The following is a 19,547-nucleotide window of genomic DNA, read 5'->3' as shown; positions in this document are numbered from 1 at the left end:
GATCGGCATTTTTTATCTGTTTACGATCCTATCGTATCGGTAAGATATGATTAACAAACAGAAGATTTAGCCAACAGCGCAGCCACAAACTCCGGTACTAACTGGCTGGCAATACCATATTGTTTTTCAGCAAACTCACTTTGAACCAAACTTGGCTCTAAATTCAGCTCAACTGTGTGCGCACCACTCAAACTTGCTTCATGCACAAAACCGGCCGCCGGATACACATTACCGGATGTCCCGATGGCAATAAACAGATCAGCGTCTGCCAATGCGGTATAAATATCATTCATGCCCAACGGCATTTCACCAAACCAGACAATATGCGGGCGCAACGGCACGGGGATCTGGCAGCAGTGGCAGGTATCATCAACGGTCAAGTCCCCTTTCCAATCAATTGTTTGGCCTGACTCAGGGCAGCGTGCTTTTAATAACTCACCGTGCATGTGGATCACTCGCCGATTCCCTGCCCTTTCATGCAAGTTATCGATATTTTGTGTTACCAGTAAAAAATCATCACCCAATACTTGCTCTAATCGAGCCAAAGCAAGATGAGCAGCATTGGGTTCTAATGTCGGAGAAAGCAATTCACTCCGGCGTAAATTGTAAAATCGCTGAACTAATACAGGATCTCGCAGATAACCTTCCGGCGTTGCAACATCTTCAATTCGATGCTCTTCCCACAACCCATTTTGATCTCGGAAGGTACGAATACCAGACTCAGCAGAAATACCGGCACCGGTTAATACAACAACTTTTCCAATCTGATTATTGTTTTGCACACTGTAACCTCTTTCATTTTTAGCAAAAGATAGACTCAATCGGTTCGCTTTTTTTCGATAAAAAAGCCAGATACGGTAACGTTGGCGTACTCTTTTTTTCATTCACCTTGTACCGCTTACTGTGTGTTATGGTTTAATCCCACGATAAATAAAAAGTAGGTTTACAGCAATTTCTCTACAACACAGCCTACCGACCCGAACACCCTATCTTCCTGATGCACAGATCACCGAAACATGATAACCATGTCATGCTAATAATGAAAAAGAAAGCTAGCCTTTAGTGTAATAACCACATTTCAACATGCTGCCAATGATCAGATGATGGCTGGCTCACTGGCAGTCAGTGAGAGTTATAAAAGGCTATGATAAATGCAAAAATGCGGCCCCACGTACCCCACCCGCATCACCATGGCGTGCTTTAATAATCCGCGGCACTTTGGCCACATTCAGCAAATGCTCAGGTAAACGCTTAGGTAACTCTTCATAAATCAGTGCAAAATTAGATAAGCCACCACCGATTACAACAACGTGCGGATCAAGTACGGTCAACACATTACCAAGACAAATGGCTAATAAATCCATAAAGCGATCAACATGTTGTAGCGCCCGTCGCTCCTCTGCATAGTAATGCTCAATAATTTCCTGTGCCGAGAGTTTTTCCGCAAAATAGTGAGCATAGAGCAGCTCAAAACCGCGGCCAGAGAGATAATTATCAATACAGCCCATTTTCTTGCAGCCACAAGAAAAAATAGGCGCATTTTCCATGCCTAATAACTTCAACGCATCATAAGGTAAACGAATATGGCCAACCTCACCTGCAATGTTGGCACGCCCAGAATGCACTTTACCGTTGATAACAATTCCCCCCCCAACACCCGTACCCAAAATCAGGCCAAGCACAGAGGGATATTCACGCAGATCATCATCCCAAGCTTCAGACAAGGCAAAGCAATTAGCATCATTTTCAATTCTGACTTCACGCCCCAGTCGCGCTTCAAGATCATGTTTTAACGTTTGGCCCATAGCTGCCGGGATATTTGAAGTCAGCAATTTTCCCGTATCGACATCAGCAATACCGGGGATTCCGATCCCAATTTTACCTTCCACCCCGAGTTCAGCATCTGCAGCACGTACTAAATTTACTATGGCCGCTAAAAAATCATCATAGCTGTCAGACGGAGTAGTTACCCGCTCACGCATTACCCGCACTAAATCAGTATCAAACGCACCAAATTCAATTTTCGTTCCGCCAATATCAAATCCGTAATACATAACGCACTCCCTTATAAAATCTACTGTATCGCTACAAACTCTGTTTATGCTGCGGTATCCATTAATAATCAATAGGTTAATTATTGCACAAAACTAAAATTGGTCGAACAAAATCAGAATATCAAGTGTAATATCATGGGCTGTTTCGCAATTTATTGGTATGAAGATAGCAGTTTCTGCCTTCCACCTTTTCAAGGTAGAATAATCCATGTTTGTCCGGTTTTCACCGCAAGGTATACCCATTAGTTGCCGGCCTCATCGATAGAATTGATGCAATCAATTTGCAGGAGCAAAATAATGAAGTTAAAACAGGTGGCGGAAGCCGTACTACCGACGCCTTGGGGCGATTTTCGAATGATCGGTTTTGAAGAGTTCAAAACAGGCAAAGATCATGTTGCTCTGGTTTTTGGTGATATATCAGGAGACGATCCTGTTTTAGCTCGTGTTCACTCAGAATGTCTTACCGGTGATGCGTTATTCAGTTTGCGCTGTGACTGCGGTTTTCAGCTTGAAGCCGCACTGACCCGTATTGCAGAAGAGGGGCGCGGGATTTTACTGTATCATCGCCAAGAGGGGCGAGGTATCGGCTTGCTGAATAAAATCCGCGCTTATGCGCTGCAAGATCAAGGCGCAGATACGGTTGAGGCAAATCATCAACTCGGGTTTGCCGATGATGAGCGTGATTTTACTTTGTGTTCGGATATGTTCACCCTGCTCGGTTCTCAGAATATTCGCCTACTGACCAACAACCCGAAGAAAGTCGATATTTTGTCTGCTGCCGGTATCAATATTATCGAGCGCGTTCCGCTTTTAGTGGGCAAAAACCCTAAAAATGAGCACTACCTGGCAACAAAAGCACTGAAAATGGGGCATATGCTTGATCGTTAACCACTTTTTTGTGATTATAAACCTATTTTATATAGGAATATGCTGTCATTCCTCTTCAGCAATAGCACAAAAGTGTTAACATAACAGTCTGTATAATTCACCAGATGCAGTAATGATCGTAGATCGTGAATTATACAGCTTATCATCAGTACCCTGTTAAGCTCGACATCTGCAGTACAAGGTTGGTCTATGTCCACAAATTTTCTGATACTGTTGCTGATCTTTTTTTGTTTTCTGTTTATCGCCAATATCGTACAAAAAAAACAAAAAAAACAGGCGCTCATAAAAAAGATGCGCTTAAAACAACAGATGAAACAGCAACAGATTAACGATCAAAAAAGAAAATGGGATAATATTATGAGGCGGGAAAGATAACACCGATATGTCTACTCGAATTAATCCCTATTAATCGGTAAAATACACCGTTACCATGCAGACTTTTATCTAAGTATATGCAAAAAAAAACCACAGATTTCTCTGTGGTTTTTTTAAACTGGTTGCGGGGGCTGGATTTGAACCAACGACCTTCGGGTTATGAGCCCGACGAGCTACCAACTGCTCCACCCCGCGACTGATCTTTACTTCAGATATTTGTGTGCATTTAAAACTAGCAACACAAACACTGATTTTAACTGGTTGCGGGAGCTGGATTTGAACCAACGACCTTCGGGTTATGAGCCCGACGAGCTACCAACTGCTCCATCCCGCGACTGATCTTTATTACACTGATAGTTTGCTTTGTACCCTAAACAGCCAACAAAACGCATATCTGTTTTAAACTGGTTGCGGGGGCTGGATTTGAACCAACGACCTTCGGGTTATGAGCCCGACGAGCTACCAACTGCTCCACCCCGCGACTGATCTTTACTTCAGATATTTGTGTACATTTAAAACTAGCAACACAAACACTGATTTTAACTGGTTGCGGGAGCTGGATTTGAACCAACGACCTTCGGGTTATGAGCCCGACGAGCTACCAACTGCTCCATCCCGCGACTGATCTTTATTACACTGATAGTTTGCTTTGCGCCCTAAACAGCCAACAAAACGCATATCTGTTTTAAACTGGTTGCGGGGGCTGGATTTGAACCAACGACCTTCGGGTTATGAGCCCGACGAGCTACCAACTGCTCCACCCCGCGACTGATCTTTACTTCAGATATTTATGTGTACTTAAAACCTAGCAACACAAACACTGATTTTTAACTGGTTGCGGGAGCTGGATTTGAACCAACGACCTTCGGGTTATGAGCCCGACGAGCTACCAACTGCTCCATCCCGCGACTGATCTTTACGTTTCAGATATTTCTCTCTATATAAGGAAGAGAACCAAACACCTGATTTTAAACTGGTTGCGGGGGCTGGATTTGAACCAACGACCTTCGGGTTATGAGCCCGACGAGCTACCAACTGCTCCACCCCGCGACTGAATATCGCTTTTTGCTAAACCGTAATTTGGAGGCGTGTTCCGGAGTCGAACCGGACTAGGCGGATTTGCAATCCGCTACATAACCGCTTTGTTAACACGCCTTTGGAGCGGGAAACGAGACTCGAACTCGCGACCCCGACCTTGGCAAGGTCGTGCTCTACCAACTGAGCTATTCCCGCACTCACGGTATTTAACATTTTTTACTTTCCCTTTAACTTCAACACGTTATGTTTAGTTATCACTGGGAACGGATGCAGATACTACCTGATTACCGCAGGATGTCAACAAACTATTCCATCAAGCAGATACAATCGCCTGATAATCAAGCGTCTTGCATGAATATCAACCAAAATGAAGTCTTTTCTCCATAAAACATGGCACTAATCACACTCTGTAGGCTTTTATTTTTAATACAGATAGAGATCGGATCTCTCAACTGGCTAGACCATTTCAAGCGTATTTTTCGCTACACTGCATGCATGTTGCTTATTTAAGTTGATATCTACTCATGTTTTTAGCCCCGTTTTATCACAGTAACCCTGAACATTTTCATTTTAGCCGTGAACAAGCCAGTGACTTTGCCAAAAAAATAGCCGGTGACTTTAACCCTATCCACGATACGGACGCAAAGCGTTTTTGTGTACCCGGTGATCTGCTGTTTGCCTTAACGATTAATAAGCTAGGCCTGAGCCAGAAGATGCATTTTGATTTTGCTGGAATGGTCACTGATGGTATCAACTTAACACTCTCTTCCCTGTCAGATGACTGCTGGAAAGTGACAGATCAGCAGGGTAAAAATTACCTAAATCTGACACGAACCGGTAATATCACAACCGATAAGCAAATTACCGAGCAGGTCATACGCAGCTATGTCGCATTTTCGGGAATGAATTTTCCACATATCATGGTGCCGCTGATGGAAAAATCACAGCACATGATCCACCCGACACGCCCGCTGGTTATCTATGAAAGTATGACTCTCGAAATGGACTCGCTCGATTTTATCAATCCCACAGTAAAACTGAGCAATGCAACGATGGATATTGAAGGTAAACGCGGAAACGTAACGCTTGAGTTTATTTTTTCCGAACAAGGAAAAGAGATTGGTGTTGGACGAAAGCGTATGGTCGCCAGTGGTCTAATGCCTTATCAGCAAGAGGCAATCGACGATCTCATCCAACGTTTTGAGCAGCGTAAAACCGCCTTTATGCAGCAGGGTAATGCCGCGTAAGGCTTACTCTATTATCAGCCATCGGCCCAGACGTTGTTGCAGTTCACCTTCAATGGACAATACACGCTGGGTTCGTAAATCAACACAGACAAACGTGATCACTGCATCGGCAATAACATGACCGCTGTCAACACAATGAATGATCTGTGTTAAAACCCCGCTACGTTCCCCCAGTTTTGTCAGTTGGCAGCTAATCTGTAAATGCTGGTTCAGCAGTGCCGGTTTACGGTAGCTGATATTGATATTTGCCACTACAAAACCAATCGCATGTTTTTCACACCATGCAAGATCACCGCTCTCTTCAAGCCACTGCCAGCGGGCTTCTTCTAAAAATTCCAAATATCTTGCATTATTAACATGTTGATAAACGTCAAGATGATATCCTCTCACCTTAATATTTACTGGCTGAATAACCATTTCCGATATGGTAATACTTTGTTGTTCATTCTCTTTGAGGGTGCTCATTAGTTGTTCCTTCCTTGAATATCAACAGTGATTAATTGCCTGCAATACAACATGCAAAGCTGTACTTCACGCTTTTATTTTTTCTTACACGCTGATCTAAATTATCTTTTAGTTAGGTTTTAGCTATGCTTTTGTAACGGTAAAAAAGACCGTTGATAGCTTATCATTTTGCGTAATGGTGACCAGCCACACCATTTGTTCACTAGTACACGACCCCACCGTAAAATCACCTATCCAACGGCCATTTTGAAACGAAAATACCACGGGGATCTCCCCCATAAACATATCTCTTCCCTCTACGCGGGCAGAGATCTTTGCATTATTGGCAACTCCAGTAATCACCAATTGTAACGGGTGTTCGGCTTGCGGTGGTAACGGCGATAGTGTGACCTTAGCGATATCACTATCAACTTTATCCGCCTTTACTAAAGCAGTGCTTTCTTCCAACGGGCACTCTCCTGCATTTAAGGAGCACTGCGCTGACGCGAGTGTCACGTTTTTTCCGGCAGGATTATCAAATGTTCGCCACACAAACAATCCAAGAAAAAAGATCATCACCAACACAATCTGGATAAAACGCGCACGGGTTAATTTTTCTGCTGCCACAAGGCCCTCTCTCGTTGTCTGTTATCGCACAATTTTCGCACAAAACCAAAAGTCAGCGTTACAAGACACACAAATTTGTTATTTCACCGTAACAAATGTGTGTTTTTTTTGCTGCGCTTTACCGGCAGCTAAAGTAGAATCAGAATCGAAAAATGCCACGTTTTAAAGCAATTAGCAAAAGTACATGGCATACAAAAGAGAGATGTTCCTGCACAGGGAAACATTAGTGTAGTTGACAGCGACAACAGCGGAAGCACGTCATCATGACTCAACAGATGAATACGCTTGAGCAAACCTACAACTATACAGTCGTGCGCCAATTCGCCCTGATGACAATTGTCTGGGGTATTGTGGGTATGTCTGTAGGTGTATTAATTGCAGCACAGCTTATTTGGCCCCAACTCAATTTCGAAACGCCGTGGCTAACCTATAGCCATTTACGCCCACTGCATACCAATGCTGTCATTTTTGCCTTCGGTACATCGGCACTTATGGCAACCTCTTTTTATGTTGTACAACGCACAACTCAGACAGTTCTTTTTAGCCCTAAACTGGCGCAGTTTGTTTTCTGGGGTTGGCAACTGGTTATTGTCAGCGCAGCAATTTCACTGCCTTTGGGCTACACCACCTCGAAAGAGTATGCTGAGCTAGAGTGGCCTATCGATATCTTAATTACGATAGTCTGGATTGCTTACGCTATCTGCTTTTTTGGTACAATAGTCAAACGAAAAACCTCGCACATTTATGTAGCAAACTGGTTTTTTGGTGCATTTATTATCACAGTCGCTGTATTACACATTGTTAACAGCATGGCTGTACCGCTTACGCTCACCAAATCATACTCACTCTATTCTGGTGCTGTTGATGCTATGGTGCAGTGGTGGTATGGGCACAATGCCGTGGGTTTCCTGCTGACTGCCGGTTTTTTAGGCATGATGTATTACTTTGTACCCAAACAAGCTGGCCGCCCGGTTTACTCTTATCGTTTATCCATTGTGCACTTTTGGGCACTGATCTCTCTCTACATTTGGGCGGGGCCACACCATCTTCACTACACCGCACTACCTGATTGGACACAATCTTTAGGTATGGTGATGTCAGTTATTCTGTTTGTTCCGTCTTGGGGCGGCATGATCAACGGTATCATGACGCTATCAGGTGCATGGCATAAACTGCGCGATGATCCGGTTATCCGCTTCCTTGTGGTTTCACTCTCATTTTATGGTATGTCTACGTTTGAAGGCCCGATGATGGCCATCAAAACAGTCAACGCTCTGTCACACTATACAGACTGGACTATCGGCCATGTGCATTCTGGTGCGCTCGGCTGGGTTGCAATGGTCTCAATTGGATCGCTGTATCATTTAATTCCTATTCTTTTCCATAAAGAACAGATGTACAGCGTACGCCTGATTAATGTGCACTTCTGGTTAGCAACTATTGGTACGGTATTGTATATCGTTGCGATGTGGATCTCGGGTGTGATGCAAGGCCTGATGTGGCGGGCAGTTAACGCTGATGGCACATTAACCTACTCTTTCGTTGAAGGGTTACAAGCCTCTTATCCGTTCTACTTTATTCGCTTCGTCGGTGGCCTGTTTATTGTGACGGGTATGTTTATCATGGCATACAACACATATAAAACGATTACCGCAGATAACGAAGCGCATGAAGCCACCGAATCAGCCTCTGAGCCGGCCTAACAGGGAAGATAGTCATGAGCAATAAAGGCAACCGCCATGAGATCATTGAAAAAAATATCGGTCTGCTAGCGATTCTGATCGTTATTGCTATCAGCCTCGGTGGATTAGTAGAGATAGTTCCGCTGATGTTCCAAAAAGAGACCACCCAACCGGTCTCTGATTTAAAACCCTATACTGCCCTGCAAATGGAAGGTCGCGATATCTACATTCGTGAAGGTTGCCATGTCTGTCATAGCCAGATGATCCGGCCATTGCGTGCAGAAACTGAGCGTTACGGGCACTACTCGGTGGCCGGAGAGTCAGTATGGGAGCATCCATTCTTATGGGGTTCAAAGCGCACCGGGCCTGATCTGGCGCGTGTCGGCGGGCGTTATTCAGATACATGGCATCGTGAGCATTTACTTGACCCACGCGCTGTTGTACCAGAATCCAACATGCCTGCATTCCCGTGGCTAGAAGAGAATGTATTAACCGGCGAATTAACCGGTAAAAAACTGGCGCTCTTTCGCGATAACTTTGGCGTTCCCTATACTGATGCACAAATTGCATCTGCAGCGGCTGATGTCAAAGGGAAAACGGAGATGGATGCACTGATAGCCTATTTACAATCTCTTGGCTTAGCGATGAAGCAGTAGGAGCTGACAATGAACTTTGGCGTTATCCATAGCATCTACACAGTAACCGTTTTTGTCAGTTTCCTTGGGATAATCTTCTGGGCTTACAGCAAAAAGCGTCATGCTCGGTTTGAGGAAGCGGCTAATCTGGTTTTTGCTGATGAAGAACCACAGCAATCCGTGTCGCAGGCAGGGAGTAAGCAAGAATGAGTCTATTTTGGACCCTTTGGATTACCATCATCACCCTTGGCAGTATTCTTGGCTGCGCTCTGCTGTTGCGATGGTGTACTAAAGATAAAACCGGCGTCGATGAAGGTGCCGATATGGGCCACACTTACGATGGTATCAAAGAGATCAATAACCCACTGCCAAAGTGGTGGCGTTATATGTTCTGGATGACCATTGTGTTTGCACTCGGTTATCTAGTGCTCTATCCGGGTTTGGGCTCTTGGGGAAATCTACTCAATTGGCACAGTGCCAATAAAAATGTGTTATCCCTGCAAGAATCAACAACAGCCAGTGTAGATGCAGAAAAAAGCGGTCAGTATATTCAGTATGATCAGGAAAAAATCCATGCAGATAAGCTGTATGGTGAAACGTTTAAACAGCTTGCCGATACAGCAGATGGTAAAACCTTTCGCCCGATTACTGAAGTAGCCGCAGACCCTAAAGCATTGAAAGTGGGGCGAGCTCTGTTTTTACAAAACTGTGCGTTGTGCCATGGCTCTGATGCCCGAGGGCAAAAAGGTTTCCCTAACCTAACAGATAATGATTGGCTTTATGGCGGTGAACCTGAGGTTATCAAAACCACTATTTTACATGGTCGCCAAGGCGCAATGCCCGCATGGTTAGAAACGTTAGGCCCTGATGGTGTGCGTGAAGTTGTCAGTTATACACTGAGTTTATCAGGCCGAAAAGTTGACCCACGTGAAGCTGAAGCAGGTAAAAAACGTTTCGTTTTATGTGCGGCGTGTCACGGGCCTGATGGTAAAGGAAACCCTGCTGTTGGAGCACCAAATTTGACTGATCAAATTTGGTTATACGGCGGTAGCCGAGCGGCTGTTGAAGAAACAGTGAAATATGGCCGAAATGGTGTCATGCCTGCATGGCAACAGATCTTAGGGGATAAGAAAGTCCACCTGCTGACTGCCTACGTGTATAGCCTTAGCCACGGCAGCAACAATGCCCCAACCAATACGGCAACTGAAAACAAACATTAACACTTGTTATCAATAGCAAGACACAATAGCAGAACGTTAAAACACGATAACGCTCTGCGGTACAATGCAGGGCATGGGTAAGTTAATTTCCCGTGCCCTCATTCCTTGTGATAAAAAGTGGCCAGAAAAGTACTGGTTCACCCCACAAAAGGCGATAAGAGATATTGCTTTAAAAGTATCTTAAAAATGAAAATACTGTGCTACGGTAGGCAACATAGAACATAAACCTATAACAAAGCGTTAATCTAGGCGCATAACACAACGTTATACATTAAACATGGATGTGAAGTATGACTCAACAAGTCTGGTATAAGCAGTTCTGGCCTTGGTTTTTAATTATTTTACCAGTGATTGCTGTTGTCGCCAGTTTTTACACTTTAACACTGGCCATAAATACACAAGATAGCCTTGTTGTAGATGACTACTACAACAAGGGCAAAGCCATTAACGAAGATATTAGCCGTTTACAAGCTGCAAATGATGCTGGCATTCAAGCCTCACTACGTATTGCGGGAACACAAGCGACTCTCACCCTCAATAAAGGCAACTTATCTGATTACCCCGCACTGAAAATCTACTTTTATCACCCTACTCTGCAAGATAAAGATCTGCGTTTGATGATTAACGCTGATTACAGTGGCACTTATCGTTTCACTCTACCTTCGGCAATCCAGGGTAAATGGCAAGTCAGTGTTGAACCTTTTAATGCAGTATGGCGGCTACAAACGCAAATCCAGCTTCCGAGTGATGATGCATTTACGGTTTACGGGCATCGATAACCCTTTTCCGAACTAAAACCTGAATACATGATCATGACTGCGTATCACTGGATGTCGATAAAATGAATATCATACGCGCTTGCTACCATTGCGGTGACACTGTTCCGAATGGTTCCGATTTTTCGGTAGTCATCTTTGATCAGCCACAGGCCATGTGCTGCCCCGGATGTCAGGCAGTTGCACAGACTATTGTGGATAGTGGCTTAACATCGTATTACCAATACCGTACCGCAACCGCTGAAAAAGCCGATCTTATCCCCGCAGAGTTGAGCACATTACAGCACTACGATATTGATGAGGTGCAGGCAGAGTTTGTGCATCAACACGAAGGAATGTCTGATGTCAGTTTATCGCTGGATAATGTCACTTGTGCCGCCTGTGCATGGCTGATTGAAAAACACTTGAGCAAAATTGCCGGTGTCAGCCAGATACAGGTAAACGCCACGGCACAAAGAGCGCGCCTGAAATGGGATAATAACCGCGTTAAATTAAGCACACTGCTGTTGTCATTACAACAACTCGGCTATCAGGCTGCGCCGTTTGAAATTGCACAACACGAGCAGCAGTATCGTAACGCAATGAACAGCTATTTACGCAAGCTCGGTGTTGCAGGCTTAGCCAGTATGCAGGTCATGATGGTGGCAGTCGCCCTGTATCTGGAAATATTCAGTGATCTTGACGCAACTCAACGGTGGTATTTCCGCTGGGTGAGCCTGATCATGTCAACGCCAGTAATTCTATACTCCTCTCTTCCGTTTTATTACAGTGCATGGCGCAGTTTAAAAGCCCGCACATTGAATATGGATGTACCGGTCTCTTTTGCACTTATTGGTGCTTATATTGCCAGTGCATACGCAACGGTTGCAGACAAAGGTGAAGTCTATTTTGAGTCAATCACCATGTTTGCTTTTTTCCTGCTTCTTGGCCGTTTTCTCGAAATGCGGGTTCGCCGAATTGCTACCGAAGCCACCAGCAACTTACTCAAGTTTATTCCTGCGATAGCCACGCTGGAGTCAGGTGTACAAGTTGCGGCAAAAAGTTTGCAGCCGGATGATATTATTATTATTCGCCCTGGAGAGCCGATACCCGCCGATGCAAAAATCGTATCTGGCAGCAGTGATATTAACGAATCAATGCTAACCGGTGAACATCTGCCGGTGACCAAACACCCGCAAGACTGTATTTACACAGGAACCATTAACGGTGAAGGTAATCTACTTGCACAAGTGACACACACTGGGCCTGACAGCCTAATTGCCGCAATTTTACGTTTACAAGATCAGGCCTTACAAACCAAACCTGCCATTGTCTTACTTGCCGATCAAATTGCCCGCTATTTTGTCTGGGCGCTGTTACTCATTGCAGGGCTAACCTGGTTTGGCTGGCATCTGTATCAACCAGAGAAAGCATTTTGGGTGACACTTTCCGTGCTGGTAGCCACCTGCCCGTGCGCTTTGGCATTAGCAACGCCAACTGCAGTCACCTGTGTTATCTCACGCATGAGCCAGAATGGGCTGTTAATCCGCAAAAGCCACGTGTTAGAAACACTGTGCCAAGTCAACTGCGTGGCGATGGATAAAACCGGTACGCTGACCGAAGGCAATATGGTGTGTGTCGAAACAACGCTGTACCCACTCACGGAAAAAACATTCTCATTAGGTAGTAATGCGTTAACATCGGAGAGTTCAGAAACAGCTCTATTACAGCATAGCAATGATTATTGGACCGAAGAGCGTGCCTTTATGCATGCTGCGGCACTCGAAGCACACAGTGCTCATCCTATAGCTCGACTCTTTCAGCGGGCGATAGTAAAAACAACAGAAATTGGTAATGATGCGCAATCCCCCCTCATCGCCAATCAGATTAAAACATTCACCGGAAATGGGCTGAGCGGTGTTATCAATGGGGAAACCTACCATATCGGGCATAGAGCATTTATTGAACAGCACACTGACTTCCCTAACAGTGTAGAAATAGCAAACGACACAATACATACCGAACAAGGTAATCTGCCTATTTATCTGGCTAACAGCCAACAAGTCATTGCCTGTTTTTGGCTGCAAGATCCAATTAGAGCAACGGCCAAAGACTGTCTTTCGCACTTACACCGCCACCATGCCAGTGTTCATGTGCTAACCGGTGATCCTTCAACGGCAGCAGATAACGTTGCACGACAGTTGTCTGTAGAGCACTGTGCTAAAGGCCTATCACCGGTAGAAAAACTACATTATCTGCGACAAAAGCAGCAGCAAGGCAATGTTGTGATGATGATTGGTGATGGCGTAAATGATGCGCCTGTACTGGCTGGTGCCCACATTTCAGTGGCCATGGGTGGCGGAACGGAACTGGCTAAAAATGCTGCCGATGTAGTTCTATTATCTGATAATCTGGCCAAAATCCCCTTTGCTATCGAACTGGCCAAACGTACCCGCAAAATCATCCGCGAAAATTTGGCATGGGCATTAGGGTACAATTTAGTCATTCTTCCTCTGGCAATTAGCGGAATGCTTCCCCCTTATATTGCAGCCATAGGTATGTCGGCTAGCTCTTTGATTGTTGTCGTAAACTCTTTGCGGCTGACGAGGTAACTGATGGATATCATCTATGTTCTTGTTCCGATAGCGATGCTGTTTGTACTAGCCGCCGTACTGATCTTTTTGTGGGCGGTAAAATCAGAACAATTTGAAGATCTTAATCGTCAGGGTATGCAAATTTTATTTGAAGAAGATAACACCCCCAATTTACCGGAAAAAAACACGTCACTCATATCAACTCCAAATACTCAAAATCTAAGCTCTCAAAATCTAAGCTCTCAAAATCTAAGTACTAAAAAACAGTGCACTCAACAGCAACCAGATAAACAGAAAATCACCCAACAAAACGATTCTAGCGTACAGCCTATAAATCCTAATCAGGCTAACCATGATAGCTTTTGATGCAGCCGGAGCCATGCTGGTCGGGCTTGCTGGCGCAGGGCATTGTATGGGGATGTGTGGCGGTGTGGCGGCAGCACTGACATTTGCACTGCCTGAAAACCACTCTCTGACTCGAAAAATTAGTGCACTTTTGCTCTACAATATCGGCAGGATCAGTGCTTATACATTGGCCGGTTTAATCATTGGTGGGCTGTTTGCCTCTATCACTGAGTTAAGTACAGCAAAACATGCGCTGGCCATACTGCGCTTATTTGCTGGTGGAATGATGATTTTACTGGCGTTGTACATGGGGCAATGGTGGTTTGGGCTACAAAAAGTTGAACGTGCTGGCCAATTTATCTGGCGCGGATTAAAACCTCTCGCGCAAAAAATGCTGCCGCTTCGCCACCCACTGATGACGTTACCTTTAGGATTTATCTGGGGCTGGTTGCCTTGTGGCCTTGTCTATTCAAGCCTTAGCTGGGCAGCAGCTTCTGGTAGTGCCATGTCGGGTGGCGCTATCATGCTGTTTTTCGGACTAGGCACACTACCCGCGATGCTTGCCGTAGGCCATACCGCTGAATACCTACGAAAACTACTAGCAACACCGCTGTTTAAACGTATTTCTGCACTACTTCTGCTAGCCTACGGGCTGCAAACCACTTATGTTGCAGTTCAGCAGTTGACATAATTAGCAAATCAGTAAGCAAACGTGATAAAATTGACCAAAATCAATATCAGGCAGTGTTATACGGTATGATCCCAGAGAAAAAGACGATTCGTCGCATCCAATCCGGTGGCTGTGCTATCCATTGTCAAGACTGCAGTATCAGTCAGCTGTGTATTCCTTTCACACTGAATGAGAGTGAATTGGATCAGCTTGATAATATTATTGAGCGTAAAAAACCGATTCAAAAAAGTCAGGCTCTGTTTAAAGCCGGTGATGAGCTAAAGTCACTGTATGCGATCCGTTCTGGAACCATAAAAAGCTATACCATTACCGAACAGGGTGATGAGCAAATTACTGCTTTTCATCTGGCCGGTGATCTGGTTGGTTTTGATGCTATCAACTCAATGTCGCATCCGAGCTTTGCACAAGCGCTGGAAACATCAATGGTCTGTGAGATCCCCTTTGAAGTGCTTGATGATCTCTCGGGTAAAATGCCTAAGCTGCGTCAGCAGATGATGCGTTTGATGAGCAGCGAAATTAAAGTTGATCAGGATATGATCCTGCTGCTGTCAAAGAAAAATGCAGAAGAGCGTTTAGCTGCCTTCATTTACAATTTATCACGCCGCTTTGCTGCCCGTGGTTTTTCACCGCGTGAGTTCCGCTTAACCATGACGCGTGGTGATATTGGTAACTACCTTGGTCTGACTGTTGAGACCATCAGCCGTTTACTGGGCCGTTTTCAAAAAGCCGATATTCTGGCGGTAAAAGGTAAATACATTACCATTAATGATATTGATGCTCTCTCGGTACTCGCCGGTAACAATAAATCGGCCTGATCGACAAATTATCTGAATCGGGTCAAAGATTACTCATATTCTTGACCCGTATCTCTCTTCTTCCTGCCAGCTTCTGCTATCTATATATTACGTATTATCTACAGATGTAGATTCAATAACCAGTAACCTCACAAATTAAGGGGGACTGTATGATTAAGTACCGTAATATCCTCGTTGCCATTGATCCCAACCAAGAGGATCAACCGGCATTAAGCCGTGCTATCTATCTTGCTCAGCAAGAAGAAGGGGCAACAATTACTGCCTTTTTATCAATTTATGACTTCTCTTATGAGATGACATCAATGCTCTCAGCCGATGAGCGCCAAGCCATGCGCAATGGGGTAGTCGGGCAACGCATAAGCTGGATAAAAGATCTTCTTGTGCAGTATAGGCAATCTGACAATAACGGAGAGCATGCCGTACCGATTGAGATTAACGTTGTCTGGCACAATCGTCCTTTTGAAGCCATTATTCAGCAAGTTATTCGCGGAAAACACGATTTACTGATCAAAGCAACTCATCAGCATGATGGTCTAGAATCGCTCATTTTTACGCCCACAGACTGGCATCTGTTACGTAAGTGCCCATGCCCTGTATTGATGGTAAAAGCACAAGCTTGGCGTAAATACAGCAAGTTGCTGGTCGCGGTAAACTTATCAAGTGATGAGGAGTACCATTTAGAGTTAAATCAGAAACTGGTCTGTGAAGCGCAAGCATTGAGTAAAGCACTGCCACAGTCTGAAATTCACTTGGTAAACTCTTACCCTTCTACACCTATTAATATCGCTATTGATATTCCTGAGTTTGACCCGACTACTTACAATGATGCCATTCGTGGACATCATCTTTTAGGTATGAAGGCATTACGCCAGCACAATAATATTGATGTCGAACATACGCATGTGGTTGAAGGGTTACCGGAAGAGATTATTCCTAAGATTGCCACTCAACTTGATGCTGAGTTAGTGATATTAGGAACTATTGGCCGCACCGGATTTTCAGCAGCATTTATCGGCAATACAGCTGAACATGTTATTGATCGGCTCACCTGTGATTTATTGGCCGTAAAACCAGAAGGATTTATCTGTCCGATTGATCCAGATAGCACATTGTAAATTGGAACAGTATAGACAGTAACCGGCTATATAAGTAATTAATACAATGCGCAATTGTTATCTTCGCAATAAATTTGGCAAGGCTATTTTAGTGTCTTACAACTTTTTATTAGCCTTGCCGGTTTATTTTATGGTCTGTTTTTTTTATAAGCTCTGTATTTTATAAACGCCATTTTTGTAATCTTTTTTATACTCTTTTTTATAGCCAACGAGTCTCACTGGTAAAACAAAGTGACAACCATGGGTCACTGCCCAACTCATCACCCAATTCAGCCCATAACTCGGCACGGATATGATCTTGCCGATGTATGCCCCAATCCCCTTCTCGTGGAACAAGAATATTCACTTCAACTTCATAGCGACGGCCAATTTTTGCCAAATGGCTGGAATATTCGATAAACCCATGACGAGTGGCAATACGCGATAACGTTTGGTCCAAATGCACTGAAAGTGACGAACGTGGTGCAACAAGCAAAACCTCACGTAAGTTACGGCGTAACACATTAATGGGGATCAACATAGCAACCAAGGCAAGTACCAACACCATCACGGAGTCAATGTACAGGTTCATCCAGGCAAATTGAGTGGGTTCAAGCAGCTTAGCAATACAAAACCCGACCAAGATGGTGGCACTTAACAAGCTATCTACCAGCCACTCTTTGGCATCTACGCTGACCAGCTCTGAATTTACAGAACGGGCTACCCGCGATTCAAACCAATATACAGTTAAACAAAATAGGGTTGATAACGATGCATAGACTAATGCACTGTTGAGGTTAACCGCGTGCCCACCGCTACGAATAGAGAGCAGAGCATTAAAAAAAGCATACATACACGTCAGTAAGATAATACTGCCGTTTACCACATTAATCAGAGGTTCAAGATGAGCGTAGCCATATTGAAAGCGATGGTCATCTGGACGAGCAATCAGATAGGCTGTCATTAATCCGAGCCCTGTCATTGCCATACTGAGCAATGAAAACAGACCATCCATAAAGATGGCATCAGATCCAACAGATAAACCATAGCCAATACCAAAACCAGACATAATGACTGTTCCGGCCAGAGAAAGCTTTAAAGCCTGACGCTCCCTAATAAGGGCATGGTTAATAGCAACCATAAGTTTTCCTCCATTCGTATTAAAAAAATGACATACATCAGTGATGTTTTTATAGCCTACTTTTTACATAGCAAAATTTATGTAGCACAAGTTATATAGCACAAATAGTCGAACAGGACTCATTAAGTACTGACCATGCAGCAGAAGGAATAAAAACAGCTAGAAGATAGCATATTGATAACCGTTGTACCCGACTCTATCTTTCCCTTTCCGATAAGACTTATCGCTTTTATCGCTTTATAATCACAAAAGATATTAAAAACATACTTTTAAGTACATTTACGCCAATCATCATGATGACAAAAAGTTCTGAAAATCCATTTTCGGCACGCTGGAGTCGAGCAGGCAATACGTTGTGTTTAGGGCACTGGATCATTACCTACAACGATGCATTACTGAGCATTCCTGATAAAAACAATGAAAATCATATGGATACATACGGGATTTACTCTTTTATGTCACCAGATGACCCGCTATTTGCCGAAGGATTACACTGCGATGAGTGGATTATTAAGCATGCCGACTGGGTTGTTGACTGTTTTATTGATCACGCTATTCCGGCTGATGAAATGCACTTACGCTGGTTTTATGAAGCCATTAATCTGGCCGATTGGCGCTGCGGAAGTTGTGGTGGCTGCTGAGTACAGCGTGAGTGTCTAGTTATTGTCACATGTTCAAGGTATATTCATCAGCGTATCGAATTTTCGATATGCCGTTATTCAGGAGTAGGCCATGACTCGTGACGAGTTACTTCAATGGGCAGATATTGAATCTGCCAAAGCCAACGGAATGGCTGCCCTGAACAGTTATCACGGAAAAGAGTAATCTACTGGCCCGCTCTGCGGGCTTTTTTTTGTCGCAATTTTTGTGGTAATAACGGCAGAAAACCGTACCATACGCGGCATAGATTTATTGTACCAGATGCAATGTTTGCATCTTAGAGAATATCAGCATTAGAAATATGACGATGACACAAGATCTTAATCAAAAACAACAGTATAACTTCAATAAACTGCAAAAGCGTTTACGCCGTGAAATCGGCTCGGCGATTGCTGACTTTAATATGATTGAGGAAGGCGACCGGATTATGGTCTGCTTGTCCGGTGGTAAAGACAGCTATACGCTGCTGGATATTTTGCGCAATTTGCAGCAAAGTGCGCCGATTAATTTTGAGCTGATTGCCGTGAACTTAGATCAGAAGCAGCCTGGCTTTCCGTCAGAAATTCTACCTGCTTATCTAGAGAGTATCGGTGTTGAGTACAAAATTGTTGAAGAAGATACCTACTCTATTGTTAAAGATAAGATCCCCGAAGGTAAAACCACCTGCTCGCTCTGCTCACGCTTGCGCCGCGGTATTTTGTACCGTACGGCTACTGAGTTGGGTGCAACCAAGATTGCCTTAGGACACCACCGTGATGACATCCTCGAGACCATGTTCTTAAATATGTTCTACGGTGGAAAGCTCAAAGGTATGCCGCCAAAACTGGTCAGTGATGATGGCAAACATGTGGTGATCCGCCCGCTAGCCTATTGCCGTGAAAAAGATATCGAACGCTACGCTGAGGTTCGTAACTTCCCGATTATTCCATGCAACTTGTGTGGTTCACAACCAAATCTACAACGTCAGGTCATCAAAGAGATGTTACGTGGCTGGGATAAGAGCCATCCGGGTCGAATTGAAACCATGTTCCGCGCAACGCAAAATATCGTTCCTTCACACATGTGTGATAGCGCGTTGTTTGATTTCAAATCTATTCATGCCGGCAGTGCAGTGGTTGATGGCGGGGATATTGCCTTTGATAGACAAGAGATCCCTCTACAGCCGGTTGGTTTGGAAGATGATGAGGATCTGGTGGTCAATATCGGTGAACGGCTTGATATTATTGAGCTAAAATAACCGTA

20 protein-coding genes and 9 tRNA genes are annotated in these 19,547 nt (G+C 44.3%); 15 read left to right on the top strand and 14 right to left on the bottom strand.

All coding sequences use genetic code 11. From position 1 onward, the window contains the following. Positions 1 to 50: 50 nt before the first annotated feature. Together cobB and nagK are read right to left on the bottom strand one after the other, a co-directional pair. A complete protein-coding gene (cobB, locus tag AC1HDJ_RS08635) occupies positions 51 to 884 on the bottom strand; it encodes a Sir2 family NAD+-dependent deacetylase (RefSeq protein ID WP_479535087.1) in 834 nt (277 codons plus the stop codon). Positions 885 to 1,142: 258 nt separating this feature from the next. Then, positions 1,143 to 2,054, bottom strand: coding sequence for an N-acetylglucosamine kinase (gene nagK / locus AC1HDJ_RS08630; RefSeq protein WP_479535085.1), 912 nt, complete (start codon positions 2,052 to 2,054; stop codon positions 1,143 to 1,145). A gap of 297 nt (positions 2,055 to 2,351) precedes the next feature. On the opposite strand from nagK, the gene ribA reads away from it, so the two are divergent. Together ribA and AC1HDJ_RS08620 are read left to right on the top strand one after the other, a co-directional pair. Then, positions 2,352 to 2,942 (top strand): GTP cyclohydrolase II, encoded by a 591-nt coding sequence (gene ribA, locus AC1HDJ_RS08625; protein WP_479535083.1) that lies wholly within the window; start codon positions 2,352 to 2,354, stop codon positions 2,940 to 2,942. A gap of 125 nt (positions 2,943 to 3,067) precedes the next feature. Further along, a complete protein-coding gene (locus tag AC1HDJ_RS08620) occupies positions 3,068 to 3,271 on the top strand; it encodes a hypothetical protein (RefSeq protein WP_479535081.1) in 204 nt (67 codons plus the stop codon). A gap of 165 nt (positions 3,272 to 3,436) precedes the next feature. Here the strand turns inward: AC1HDJ_RS08620 and AC1HDJ_RS08615 are convergent. From AC1HDJ_RS08615 to AC1HDJ_RS08575, 9 genes are all read right to left on the bottom strand, one after another. Beyond that, positions 3,437 to 3,512 (bottom strand) — tRNA-Met (locus AC1HDJ_RS08615). A gap of 63 nt (positions 3,513 to 3,575) precedes the next feature. Continuing rightward, positions 3,576 to 3,651 (bottom strand) — tRNA-Met (locus AC1HDJ_RS08610). Positions 3,652 to 3,722: 71 nt separating this feature from the next. Beyond that, positions 3,723 to 3,798, bottom strand: a tRNA-Met gene (locus AC1HDJ_RS08605). 63 nt (positions 3,799 to 3,861) lie between these two features. After that, a tRNA-Met gene (locus AC1HDJ_RS08600) sits at positions 3,862 to 3,937 on the bottom strand. Positions 3,938 to 4,008: 71 nt separating this feature from the next. After that, a tRNA-Met gene (locus AC1HDJ_RS08595) sits at positions 4,009 to 4,084 on the bottom strand. 65 nt (positions 4,085 to 4,149) lie between these two features. After that, a tRNA-Met gene (locus AC1HDJ_RS08590) sits at positions 4,150 to 4,225 on the bottom strand. Between the two features lie 66 nt (positions 4,226 to 4,291). Next, positions 4,292 to 4,367, bottom strand: a tRNA-Met gene (locus AC1HDJ_RS08585). Positions 4,368 to 4,398: 31 nt separating this feature from the next. After that, a tRNA-Cys gene (locus AC1HDJ_RS08580) sits at positions 4,399 to 4,472 on the bottom strand. Between the two features lie 2 nt (positions 4,473 to 4,474). Beyond that, a tRNA-Gly gene (locus AC1HDJ_RS08575) sits at positions 4,475 to 4,550 on the bottom strand. Positions 4,551 to 4,879: 329 nt separating this feature from the next. Here AC1HDJ_RS08575 and AC1HDJ_RS08570 point away from each other — a divergent pair. After that, on the top strand, positions 4,880 to 5,602 hold the full coding sequence (locus AC1HDJ_RS08570) for a DUF3581 family protein (protein ID WP_479535079.1): 723 nt from the start codon (positions 4,880 to 4,882) through the stop codon (positions 5,600 to 5,602). A 3-nt stretch (positions 5,603 to 5,605) separates the two neighbouring features. Here AC1HDJ_RS08570 and AC1HDJ_RS08565 read toward each other — a convergent pair whose 3' ends face one another. Both AC1HDJ_RS08565 and AC1HDJ_RS08560 read right to left on the bottom strand, forming a co-directional pair. Then, complete coding sequence (locus AC1HDJ_RS08565) at positions 5,606 to 6,019, bottom strand: acyl-CoA thioesterase (protein ID WP_479537059.1); 414 nt, start codon at positions 6,017 to 6,019, stop codon at positions 5,606 to 5,608. Positions 6,020 to 6,190: 171 nt separating this feature from the next. After that, positions 6,191 to 6,673: a hypothetical protein gene (locus tag AC1HDJ_RS08560; RefSeq protein WP_479535077.1), complete on the bottom strand. Its 483-nt coding sequence runs from the start codon at positions 6,671 to 6,673 to the stop codon at positions 6,191 to 6,193. Between the two features lie 263 nt (positions 6,674 to 6,936). On the opposite strand from AC1HDJ_RS08560, the gene ccoN reads away from it, so the two are divergent. The 10 genes from ccoN to uspE all read left to right on the top strand — a co-directional run bounded on the left by ccoN (position 6,937) and on the right by uspE (position 16,525). Continuing rightward, positions 6,937 to 8,376 (top strand): cytochrome-c oxidase, cbb3-type subunit I, encoded by a 1,440-nt coding sequence (ccoN, locus tag AC1HDJ_RS08555; protein ID WP_479535075.1) that lies wholly within the window; start codon positions 6,937 to 6,939, stop codon positions 8,374 to 8,376. A gap of 14 nt (positions 8,377 to 8,390) precedes the next feature. After that, entirely contained in the window at positions 8,391 to 9,011 is a 621-nt protein-coding gene (ccoO, locus tag AC1HDJ_RS08550) for a cytochrome-c oxidase, cbb3-type subunit II (protein WP_479535073.1), read from the top strand. Between the two features lie 9 nt (positions 9,012 to 9,020). After that, entirely contained in the window at positions 9,021 to 9,200 is a 180-nt protein-coding gene (locus AC1HDJ_RS08545) for a cbb3-type cytochrome oxidase subunit 3 (protein WP_438621833.1), read from the top strand. Further along, the gene (gene ccoP / locus AC1HDJ_RS08540; protein ID WP_479535071.1) at positions 9,197 to 10,210 is read left to right on the top strand and encodes a cytochrome-c oxidase, cbb3-type subunit III; all 1,014 of its coding nucleotides are present in this window, start codon (positions 9,197 to 9,199) and stop codon (positions 10,208 to 10,210) included. Before AC1HDJ_RS08545 ends, ccoP begins: the two co-directional genes overlap by 4 nt. Positions 10,211 to 10,500: 290 nt before the next feature. Beyond that, positions 10,501 to 10,989 carry a FixH family protein gene (locus AC1HDJ_RS08535; protein ID WP_479535068.1) on the top strand — a complete coding sequence of 163 codons (489 nt, stop codon included), beginning with the start codon at positions 10,501 to 10,503 and terminating at the stop codon, positions 10,987 to 10,989. A gap of 62 nt (positions 10,990 to 11,051) precedes the next feature. Beyond that, positions 11,052 to 13,577: a heavy metal translocating P-type ATPase gene (locus tag AC1HDJ_RS08530; protein WP_479535066.1), complete on the top strand. Its 2,526-nt coding sequence runs from the start codon at positions 11,052 to 11,054 to the stop codon at positions 13,575 to 13,577. A gap of 3 nt (positions 13,578 to 13,580) precedes the next feature. Then, positions 13,581 to 13,925 carry a cbb3-type cytochrome oxidase assembly protein CcoS gene (ccoS, locus tag AC1HDJ_RS08525; RefSeq protein WP_479535063.1) on the top strand — a complete coding sequence of 115 codons (345 nt, stop codon included), beginning with the start codon at positions 13,581 to 13,583 and terminating at the stop codon, positions 13,923 to 13,925. After that, positions 13,912 to 14,595 carry a sulfite exporter TauE/SafE family protein gene (locus tag AC1HDJ_RS08520; RefSeq protein WP_479535061.1) on the top strand — a complete coding sequence of 228 codons (684 nt, stop codon included), beginning with the start codon at positions 13,912 to 13,914 and terminating at the stop codon, positions 14,593 to 14,595. Before ccoS ends, AC1HDJ_RS08520 begins: the two co-directional genes overlap by 14 nt. Before the next feature lie 65 nt (positions 14,596 to 14,660). Continuing rightward, positions 14,661 to 15,410, top strand: a complete 750-nt coding sequence (locus AC1HDJ_RS08515) for an FNR family transcription factor (protein WP_479535059.1) — start codon at positions 14,661 to 14,663, stop codon at positions 15,408 to 15,410. 149 nt (positions 15,411 to 15,559) lie between these two features. Further along, complete coding sequence (gene uspE / locus AC1HDJ_RS08510; protein ID WP_479535057.1) at positions 15,560 to 16,525, top strand: universal stress protein UspE; 966 nt, start codon at positions 15,560 to 15,562, stop codon at positions 16,523 to 16,525. 199 nt (positions 16,526 to 16,724) lie between these two features. Here the strand turns inward: uspE and AC1HDJ_RS08505 are convergent, their stop codons facing one another. Further along, complete coding sequence (locus tag AC1HDJ_RS08505; RefSeq protein ID WP_479535055.1) at positions 16,725 to 17,645, bottom strand: cation diffusion facilitator family transporter; 921 nt, start codon at positions 17,643 to 17,645, stop codon at positions 16,725 to 16,727. 293 nt (positions 17,646 to 17,938) lie between these two features. Here AC1HDJ_RS08505 and AC1HDJ_RS08500 point away from each other — a divergent pair, with 293 nt between their 5' ends. Beyond that, entirely contained in the window at positions 17,939 to 18,286 is a 348-nt protein-coding gene (locus AC1HDJ_RS08500) for a hypothetical protein (RefSeq protein ID WP_479535053.1), read from the top strand. Positions 18,287 to 18,606: 320 nt separating this feature from the next. Continuing rightward, positions 18,607 to 19,542, top strand: coding sequence for a tRNA 2-thiocytidine(32) synthetase TtcA (gene ttcA, locus AC1HDJ_RS08495; RefSeq protein WP_479535051.1), 936 nt, complete (start codon positions 18,607 to 18,609; stop codon positions 19,540 to 19,542). Positions 19,543 to 19,547: the final 5 nt, after the last annotated feature.

This window comes from Plesiomonas sp. ISS29 (assembly GCF_056522795.1).
Note: the sequence above shows the minus strand (reverse complement) of the source record. Positions and strands in the feature narration are given on the sequence as shown.

Excerpts from the sequence above, each read along its gene's own strand:
- cobB (WP_479535087.1), bottom strand. The coding sequence starts at position 884 with ATGAAAAAAAGAGTACGCCAACGTTACCGTATCTGGCTTTTTTATCGA.
- nagK (WP_479535085.1), bottom strand. The coding sequence starts at position 2,054 with ATGTATTACGGATTTGATATTGGCGGAACGAAAATTGAATTTGGTGCG.
- ribA (WP_479535083.1), top strand. The coding sequence starts at position 2,352 with ATGAAGTTAAAACAGGTGGCGGAAGCCGTACTACCGACGCCTTGGGGC.
- AC1HDJ_RS08570 (WP_479535079.1), top strand. The coding sequence starts at position 4,880 with ATGTTTTTAGCCCCGTTTTATCACAGTAACCCTGAACATTTTCATTTT.
- AC1HDJ_RS08565 (WP_479537059.1), bottom strand. The coding sequence starts at position 6,019 with ATGGTTATTCAGCCAGTAAATATTAAGGTGAGAGGATATCATCTTGAC.
- ccoN (WP_479535075.1), top strand. The coding sequence starts at position 6,937 with ATGACTCAACAGATGAATACGCTTGAGCAAACCTACAACTATACAGTC.
- ccoO (WP_479535073.1), top strand. The coding sequence starts at position 8,391 with ATGAGCAATAAAGGCAACCGCCATGAGATCATTGAAAAAAATATCGGT.
- AC1HDJ_RS08545 (WP_438621833.1), top strand. The coding sequence starts at position 9,021 with ATGAACTTTGGCGTTATCCATAGCATCTACACAGTAACCGTTTTTGTC.
- ccoP (WP_479535071.1), top strand. The coding sequence starts at position 9,197 with ATGAGTCTATTTTGGACCCTTTGGATTACCATCATCACCCTTGGCAGT.
- AC1HDJ_RS08535 (WP_479535068.1), top strand. The coding sequence starts at position 10,501 with ATGACTCAACAAGTCTGGTATAAGCAGTTCTGGCCTTGGTTTTTAATT.
- AC1HDJ_RS08530 (WP_479535066.1), top strand. The coding sequence starts at position 11,052 with ATGAATATCATACGCGCTTGCTACCATTGCGGTGACACTGTTCCGAAT.
- ccoS (WP_479535063.1), top strand. The coding sequence starts at position 13,581 with ATGGATATCATCTATGTTCTTGTTCCGATAGCGATGCTGTTTGTACTA.
- AC1HDJ_RS08520 (WP_479535061.1), top strand. The coding sequence starts at position 13,912 with ATGATAGCTTTTGATGCAGCCGGAGCCATGCTGGTCGGGCTTGCTGGC.
- AC1HDJ_RS08515 (WP_479535059.1), top strand. The coding sequence starts at position 14,661 with ATGATCCCAGAGAAAAAGACGATTCGTCGCATCCAATCCGGTGGCTGT.
- uspE (WP_479535057.1), top strand. The coding sequence starts at position 15,560 with ATGATTAAGTACCGTAATATCCTCGTTGCCATTGATCCCAACCAAGAG.
- AC1HDJ_RS08505 (WP_479535055.1), bottom strand. The coding sequence starts at position 17,645 with ATGGTTGCTATTAACCATGCCCTTATTAGGGAGCGTCAGGCTTTAAAG.
- AC1HDJ_RS08500 (WP_479535053.1), top strand. The coding sequence starts at position 17,939 with ATGATGACAAAAAGTTCTGAAAATCCATTTTCGGCACGCTGGAGTCGA.
- ttcA (WP_479535051.1), top strand. The coding sequence starts at position 18,607 with ATGACGATGACACAAGATCTTAATCAAAAACAACAGTATAACTTCAAT.